The 7068-nt window shown below is 71.1% G+C and carries 5 protein-coding genes; all 5 read right to left on the bottom strand.

Annotation, left to right across the window (positions count from 1 at the left end):
- On the bottom strand, positions 1-2361 hold a 2361-nt coding region (locus D588_RS0107025; protein ID WP_017915475.1), incomplete at its 3' end, for an EAL domain-containing protein.
- Positions 2358-2993: a methylamine utilization protein gene (locus D588_RS0107030; RefSeq protein ID WP_017915476.1), complete on the bottom strand. Its 636-nt coding sequence runs from the start codon at positions 2991-2993 to the stop codon at positions 2358-2360. The genes D588_RS0107030 and D588_RS0107025, both read right to left, overlap by 4 nt.
- A gap of 223 nt (positions 2994-3216) precedes the next feature.
- Positions 3217-4155 (bottom strand): 2-oxoglutarate and iron-dependent oxygenase domain-containing protein, encoded by a 939-nt coding sequence (locus D588_RS0107035; RefSeq protein ID WP_017915477.1) that lies wholly within the window; start codon positions 4153-4155, stop codon positions 3217-3219.
- Between the two features lie 117 nt (positions 4156-4272).
- A complete protein-coding gene (gene glmM, locus D588_RS0107045) occupies positions 4273-5616 on the bottom strand; it encodes a phosphoglucosamine mutase (RefSeq protein WP_017915479.1) in 1344 nt (447 codons plus the stop codon).
- Positions 5617-5758: 142 nt separating this feature from the next.
- The gene (accD, locus tag D588_RS0107050; protein WP_017909810.1) at positions 5759-6646 is read right to left on the bottom strand and encodes an acetyl-CoA carboxylase, carboxyltransferase subunit beta; all 888 of its coding nucleotides are present in this window, start codon (positions 6644-6646) and stop codon (positions 5759-5761) included.
- Positions 6647-7068: the final 422 nt, after the last annotated feature.

The following is a 7068-nucleotide window of genomic DNA, read 5'->3' on the forward strand; positions in this document are numbered from 1 at the left end:
CTCCTCGGTCAGGGCCGGTGTGGCCGCGCCGGCCGCCGCGCGGCGCGCGCACCAGGCCAGCAGCGCCGGCGCATCCAGCGGCGGCGCGTACAGATAGCCCTGCGCCACGTCGCAGCCGTAGCTGCGCAGCAAGGCCTCCGCAGCGGCGTGCTCGACGCCCTCGGCGACCACCTGCAAGCCCATGTGGTGGCCCAGGTCGATGGTACTGCGCACGATCACCGCGTCGTCGCTGCCCGCGGCCAATTGCAACACGAAGCTCTTGTCGATCTTCAGTTCGTGTACCGGCATGCGCTTGAGCTGCGCCAACGACGAATAGCCGGTGCCGAAGTCGTCGATGGACAGGCGTACACCGCAGCGGCGCAGCTGCTGCAGCATGTGCAGGGCGTGCTCGACGTCGCGCATCAGCGCGCTTTCGGTCAGTTCCAGGGTCAGCCGCGGCGCGGCCAGGCCGTGCCGCGCCAGGCAGCCGCTGACGAACGCCGGCAGCCCCGGATCGTTGAGATCCAGCGCCGACAGGTTCACCGCCAGACCCAGATCCAGGCCTTGGCCGCGCCACTGCGCCTGCAGGCGCATCGCCTCGTCGAGCACGAACTGGGTGAGTTGCTGGATCGCGCCGGAGTGCTCGGCCAACGCAATGAACTCGTCCGGCCCGATCGGGCCGAGCAGCGGATGCCGCCAACGCAGCAGCACCTCCACTTGTTCGACCGCGCCGCGCGCCAGGCAGATCTTCGGCTGGAAGCGCAGCGACATCTCGCCGCGCGCGATCGCCTGGCGCAGGTCGCCGGTCAGGCGCAGGCGGCGCAGGTGCTGCTCGTCCTGCCCGTCGCGGTACACGGATGCGCCGCCGCCGTGTTGCCGCGCCTGCTGGCGGGCGATGTCGGCGCGGCGCAACAGGGTGTCGGCATCGGCGCCATGCGCGGGAATCAGCGCGATGCCGATGCTGGCGTCGGCCAGGATCCGCGCCTGCGGCAGGCTCAGCGGGTGCCTCAGTTGCGCCAGCAGCTCGTCGGCATAGGCCTCCACCGCGGCGGCATCGGCGTGCGCCAGCACAACCATGAATTCGTCGCTGCCGAGCCGGCCGACCCGGTCCGGCGCGCGCACCGCCTGCTCCAGCCGGCGCCCGGTGTGGACCAGCACCTGGTCGGCGAAATCGTGGCCGAAGCTGTCGTTGAGTTCCTTGAAGCGCTCTAGGTCCAGCACCAGCACCGCGGCGGAACTGGCATCGGCCTGGCAGGCCTCGACCACGGACTGCAGCTGCTGCAGCAGCGCCGTGCGGTTGGGCATCCCGGTCAGCGCATCGTGCCGCGCCTGGTGCAGGATGTCCTGCTCGCGACTGGCGATGCGGCGCTGCATGGCGCCGAAGCTGCTGGCCAGCTCGGCCAGTTCGGCACCGGCGTGCAGCGGCAGCAGCGCCTGGTAGTCGCCGTGCTGGATACGCCGCGTCGCCGCGACCAGTTGCGCGACCGGGCGGCTGACCCCGCGCGCCAGGAAGATCGCCGCCACCAGCGCGGCCAGCGTGGCCACGCCGGCCAGGATCAGGATGCGCAGCTTCAGCAGACGGTACGGCGCGTCGGCGCGGTCCAGCGAGGCCTGCAGCGCGACCATGACCCGGCCGTCGTCGGACGCCGGCCGCACCCGCAGCAGGTAGCGCGCCTGCCCCAACTGCAGCGGCTGCGCGGCCGCCGACGCCAGCGGCGTGCGCCGCAGTTGCTGCTGGAACTGCGCGGCACGCAGCGGATCCAGGGTCGAGGCCAGCACCTGCGGTGCGCCCTGGGTGGTGAAGAAGGTCGCGTCCAGCCCGGTGGTGCCGACGAAATCCTGGCCGAGCTCGTCGCCGGATTCGCCGCCGATCGCGACCCAGCCGACCCGTTGCGGCGCCAGCACCTGCACCAGCGCCAGACGCATGAGGCGCCGGTCCAGCAGCACGATGCCGACCGCACTGCCGTTGCGCTGCGCCTGCCGCAGCAGCGGCTGCACCGCACGCAGTTGCTGCGCCTGCGGCAGCGCCGACAGCCCGGCCAGGAATTGGCCGTCAGCCGACAGCAGCAGCGCGCTGGGCGCGCGCACCCGCGCGGCGTGGTTGCGCAGTGCCGACTGCATGGTCGGCACGTCGCCGCTGGTCACCGCGGCGCGGAAGCCGAAATCGTCGGCCAGCACCGAGGCGGCCTGCAGCAGTTGCTCGTCGCGGCGCTGATCGATGCGCTGCCACACGCGCTCGCCCGTGCGCAGTTCGTCGTCCAGTTGCGCGGCGACGCTGCGCCGGGTCGCCACGTGCACGGCCAGGAACGTCAGCGCCTGGGCCGCCAGCACCACCAGCACCAGCAGCGCGGCGATGCGGGTGTGCAACCGCCACGGCTTCATCGCGTCGGCGCCGTCTGGCTGCGGCGGAACTTGTCCTGCAGCGCGCGGATGCGCGGATCTTCCGGGACGACCGGCGCCGGTCCGCGCGTGGCCAACTGCACCGCCTGGCGCAGCGGCGCGCGCGCTATCTGCAGCGGTTGCGCGTAGCCGGCGCCGCTCAGGCGCGGATGCCACACCCGCAGTTCGTAGGCGCCGGGCGGCACCTCCAGCCGCACCTGCGCGTCGGCGCCGGTCACCGCGAAGTACGGGGTATCCAGCACCACCACGTAGCCGACCATCCAGTCGTGGATGTTGCAGCCCACCGTGACCAGACCCGCCTGCTCGAAGCGCACCGGCTTGGCGGTTCTGCCCTGGTACAGCGGCAGTTCGAAGCGCTTGGCGGGCGAGAAGGAATAGACCTGGTGGCGGATCTGGTCGCTGTTGGGAAAGCGCACCCAACTGCCGGCCTGCACCGCCAGCACTGCGGGCACGAACTGCGAGTTGACCTGATCCATCGTCGCCGTCGCCGAGGCCGTCGCGGCCGGGCGCGCCGGCACGGCCGGTTGCAGGCTGACCACGGCATCGGCCAGCGGACCGGCGGCGTCGGCCACAAGCACCGTGACCGGCGTGGCCGCGGCCGGCAACGCCGCCATCGCGAGCACCACGGCAAGCCAACGGCAGCGGCCTTGCCGCCAGAACGATCCTGTTCGCCTTGTCATCGCACCCTCGCTACGGGCCCGGCTGGCAGCGCCCGGACCTCCCGGACGGCGCGTCGAGGGCGACCTGCAAGCGATATCGGCAGTGAATGGACCCGGCTTGAGGCCGGTCCCGGCCGCCGGGCGTCCCGGCGGCGGCACGCAGCGTTGCGGGCGCGACTTACTTCAGCTTGATCTCGCGCAAGCGCTCTTCCAGGTAGCCCTGCGCGGTGATCGGCTCGGGATAGCGGCTGGGGTTGTCGGCGCTGACGCAGGACGGCAGCACGTCGATCACGAAGTCCGGGTTCGGGTGCAGGAAGAACGGCACCGAGTAGCGCGGCTGGCGCGCCTGCTCGCCCGGGGGGTTGACCACGCGATGGGTGGTCGAGGGGTACACGTGGTTGGTGAGGCGCTGCAGCATGTCGCCGATGTTGACCACGATGGTGTCGGCGTCGGAGGTGAACGGCACCCACTCGCCCTGCTTGGACTTCACTTCCAGGCCGGCGGCGCTGGCGCCGACCAGCAGGGTGATCAGGTTGATGTCCTCGTGGGCGCCGGCGCGCACGTTGGGGATGTCGTCGGCGGTGATCGGCGGGTAGTGGATCGGGCGCAGGATCGAGTTGCCCGAATCGGTCTTGTCGACGAAGTAATGCTCGGGCAGGCCGATGTGCAGGGCCAGCGCCGACAGCACGCGCGCGCCGAGCGCATCCAGCGCCTGGTACAGGCCGTAGCCGTGGGTGCGGAAGCCGGGCACCTCGCTCGGCCACAGGTTCGGCGGCATCACCGCGCGGTACGGGGAGTCGTCGGAAATCTCGCGACCGATGTGCCAGAACTCCTTCAGGTCGAAGTGCTTGGAGTCCTTGGCGGTCTCCACGCCGAAGGCGGTATAGCCGCGCGCGCCGCCGCTGCCGGGCAGGTGGTAGGTGCGCTTGGTCTCCTCGGGCAGGGCGAAGAACGCCTTGAACACGTCGTAGGCCGCGTCGATCTGCGCCTGGGCGATGCCGTGGTTGCGGATGCCGGCGAAGCCCCACTCGCGGTAGGCCGCGCCCAGCTCGGCGACGAAGGCCTCGCGGTCGGTGTCGAAACGGGTGATGTCGAGGGTGGGAATGCGCGCAGTCATGGCAGGAACCGTCATCTCGTGAGAGGAAGCAAACGCCGCGCTCAGCGCAGCAGGCGATACAGCAGGTAGAACGTGACCGCCTTGGCGACGATCACGAAGAGGAAAATGGCGATCGACTCACGCCGCGTCACGGACCGCCTCGGCCAGGGCGTCGAGGGTCTGTCGCATCAACGCGGCATCGTCGGCCTCGACCGTGACCCGCACCACCGGTTCGGTGCCGGAGGCGCGCAGGAAGGCGCGCCCGCGCCCCTGCACCGCCGCCTGCGCCGCGGCCAGCGCGGCCTTCACGGTATCGGCCTCGAGCGGGCGCACGCCCGGCTGCAGGCGCACGTTGACCGTCTGCTGCGGCACCTTCTGCAGGCCGGCCAGCGCCTGGCGCAGGGTCTGCCGCGAGCGCTTGAGCACTTCCAGCACCTGCAGCGCGCTGACGATGGCGTCGCCGGTGGTGGCGCGGTCCAGGCACAGCATGTGCCCGGAGGCCTCGCCGCCGAGCACCCCGCCCTGTTCCACCAGTGCCTGGTGCACGTAGCGGTCGCCGACCTTGGCGCGCAGGAACGGCACCTGCAACGCGGCCAGCGCCCGTTCCAGGCCATAGTTGGTCATCAACGTGCCGACCACCGGGCCGTGCAGGCGGCCGCTGGCCTGCCAGCCGCAGGCCAGCACGTACAGCAGACCGTCGCCGTCGACCGGGTTGCCCTGGTCGTCGGCCATCAGCACGCGGTCGCCGTCGCCGTCGAAGGCGATGCCCAGGTGCGCGCCATGCTCGCGCACGTTGGCGGCGAGGTTGTCGATGTGCATCGAGCCGACGCCGGCGTTGATGTTGAGCCCGTCCGGCGCGGCGCCGATCGCGATCACCTCCGCGCCCAGCTCGCGGAACAGCAGCGGCGCGATGTGGTAGGTCGCGCCGTGCGCGCAGTCCAGCACCAGCTTCAGCCCGCGCAGGTCGAAGCCGCGCGGCACGCTGGCCTTGCAGAACTCGATGTAGCGGCCGATCGCCTCGCGCGCGCGCATCGCCTTGCCCAGCCGCTCGGACTCGACCGTGGCGAACGGTGCGTCCAGCGCGGCCTCGATCGCCTGCTCGGTGGCGTCGTCGAGCTTCTCGCCGTGTGCGGAGAAGAACTTGATGCCGTTGTCGTAGTGCGGATTGTGCGAAGCGCTGATCACGATGCCGGCATCGGCGCCGAGGGTGCGCGTGAGGAACGCCACCGCCGGAGTCGGCATCGGCCCGAGCAACTGCACGTTGGCGCCTGCCGCGACCAGCCCGGCCTCCAGCGCCGACTCGAACATGTAGCCGGAGATGCGCGTGTCCTTGCCGATCACCACGGTCGGCCGTGCGGTGCCGCCGGCGACCAGCACGCGGCCCAGCGCATTGCCCAGGCGCATCACGAAATCGGCGGAAATCGCCCCCTGCCCGACCCGGCCGCGGATGCCGTCGGTGCCGAAGTATTTGCGTTGGCTCATGCGCTGGGGAATCGGGAATGGAGAATCGGGAATCGGGAACAGCCGGAGACGTCCAGGGATCGCGACAAGCATGGGCTTGCCGCGCGATGCGACGCACGCGCGACACCACGATTCCCCATTCCCGACTCCCGATTCCCGGCCGTCATGCCGCCTCGCTCTTCGCCGGGGCCGGCTGCCGCATCATCAGCGCCAGCAGCTCGGACAGGCGGTCGCGCAGTTCGCGGCGGTCGCAGATCTGGTCGATGGCGCCGTGCTCAAGCAGGAACTCCGAACGCTGGAAGCCTTCGGGCAGGGTCTCGCGCACGGTCTGCTCGATCACGCGCGGGCCGGCGAAGCCGATCAGCGCGTACGGCTCGGCGATGTTGATGTCGCCGAGCATGGCGAAGCTGGCCGAGACGCCGCCGGTGGTGGGATGGGTCAGCACCGACACGTACGGCAGGCCGGCCTCGCGCAGGCGGCCGAGCGCGGCCGAGGTCTTGGCCATCTGCATCAGCGAAAACAGGCCTTCCTGCATGCGCGCGCCGCCGCTGGCGGAGAAGCACACGAACGGTGCGCCGATCTTCAGCGCGGTCTCCGCGGCAAGGGCGAAACGCTCGCCGACCACCGAGCCCATCGAACCGCCCATGAAGGCGAAATCGAACGAAGCGGCGACCAGCGGCTGGCCTTTGAGCAGGCCCTGCATCGCCACCAGCGCGTCGTATTCGCCGGTGCTCTTCTGCGAGGCCTTGATGCGCTCGCCGTACTTCTTCTGGTCCTTGAACTTGAGCGCGTCGGTCGGACCCAGGCGCGCACCGATCTCGGTCGGCGCGGTGTCGGCGTCGAACAGCGCGGCCAGGCGCGCGCGCGCGCGGATCGCCATGTGGTGGCCGCACTTCGGGCACACCTCCAGGTTCTCCTCCAGTTCCGGCCGGTACAGCACGGCGCTGCAGTTGGGACACTTCTCCCACAAGCCTTCGGGAACGCTGCGCTTCTTGCTGGGCGTGCTGTCGGTGCGGATGCCCGAAGGCATCAATTTGCTGAGCCAACTCATGCGATGTGACGATCCATTGGGCGGCCGCGAGAGCCGCAGAGGGGCGACAGTCTAACTCGGTCCCCCGGTGGCCTGCAGACGGTGGCGCATGGAGCGGCCAGGCCGGCCGGTACCGGCGCGGCTGCCGCCAGGACGCCTGCTGCGGCCGCGCAACGCGGGACGTGCGGTAGCGTCGCCGCCATCCCGCATCGTCGACACGCAAGCGGGGGCCAGCGACGGCGCGTGCGGTCCGACCAACGATGCATGTACCGCATGATCCGCACACACCGCATTTGCGGCGTTGCGGCAAAACGCGAACGCCTGCACGCGGCGGGCGTTCGCGACGGACCAGGCGGGGCTCAGCCCGCGTCCAGCGCCTGCCGCAGCGGCGCCAGGAACGCCAGGGCGGCGTCGCGCGCGGCCTGCGGGCTGCCGGCCTCGGC

Source organism: Xanthomonas sp. SHU 308 (assembly GCF_000364645.1).
Classification (GTDB): Bacteria; Pseudomonadota; Gammaproteobacteria; order Xanthomonadales; family Xanthomonadaceae; genus Xanthomonas_A; species Xanthomonas_A sontii.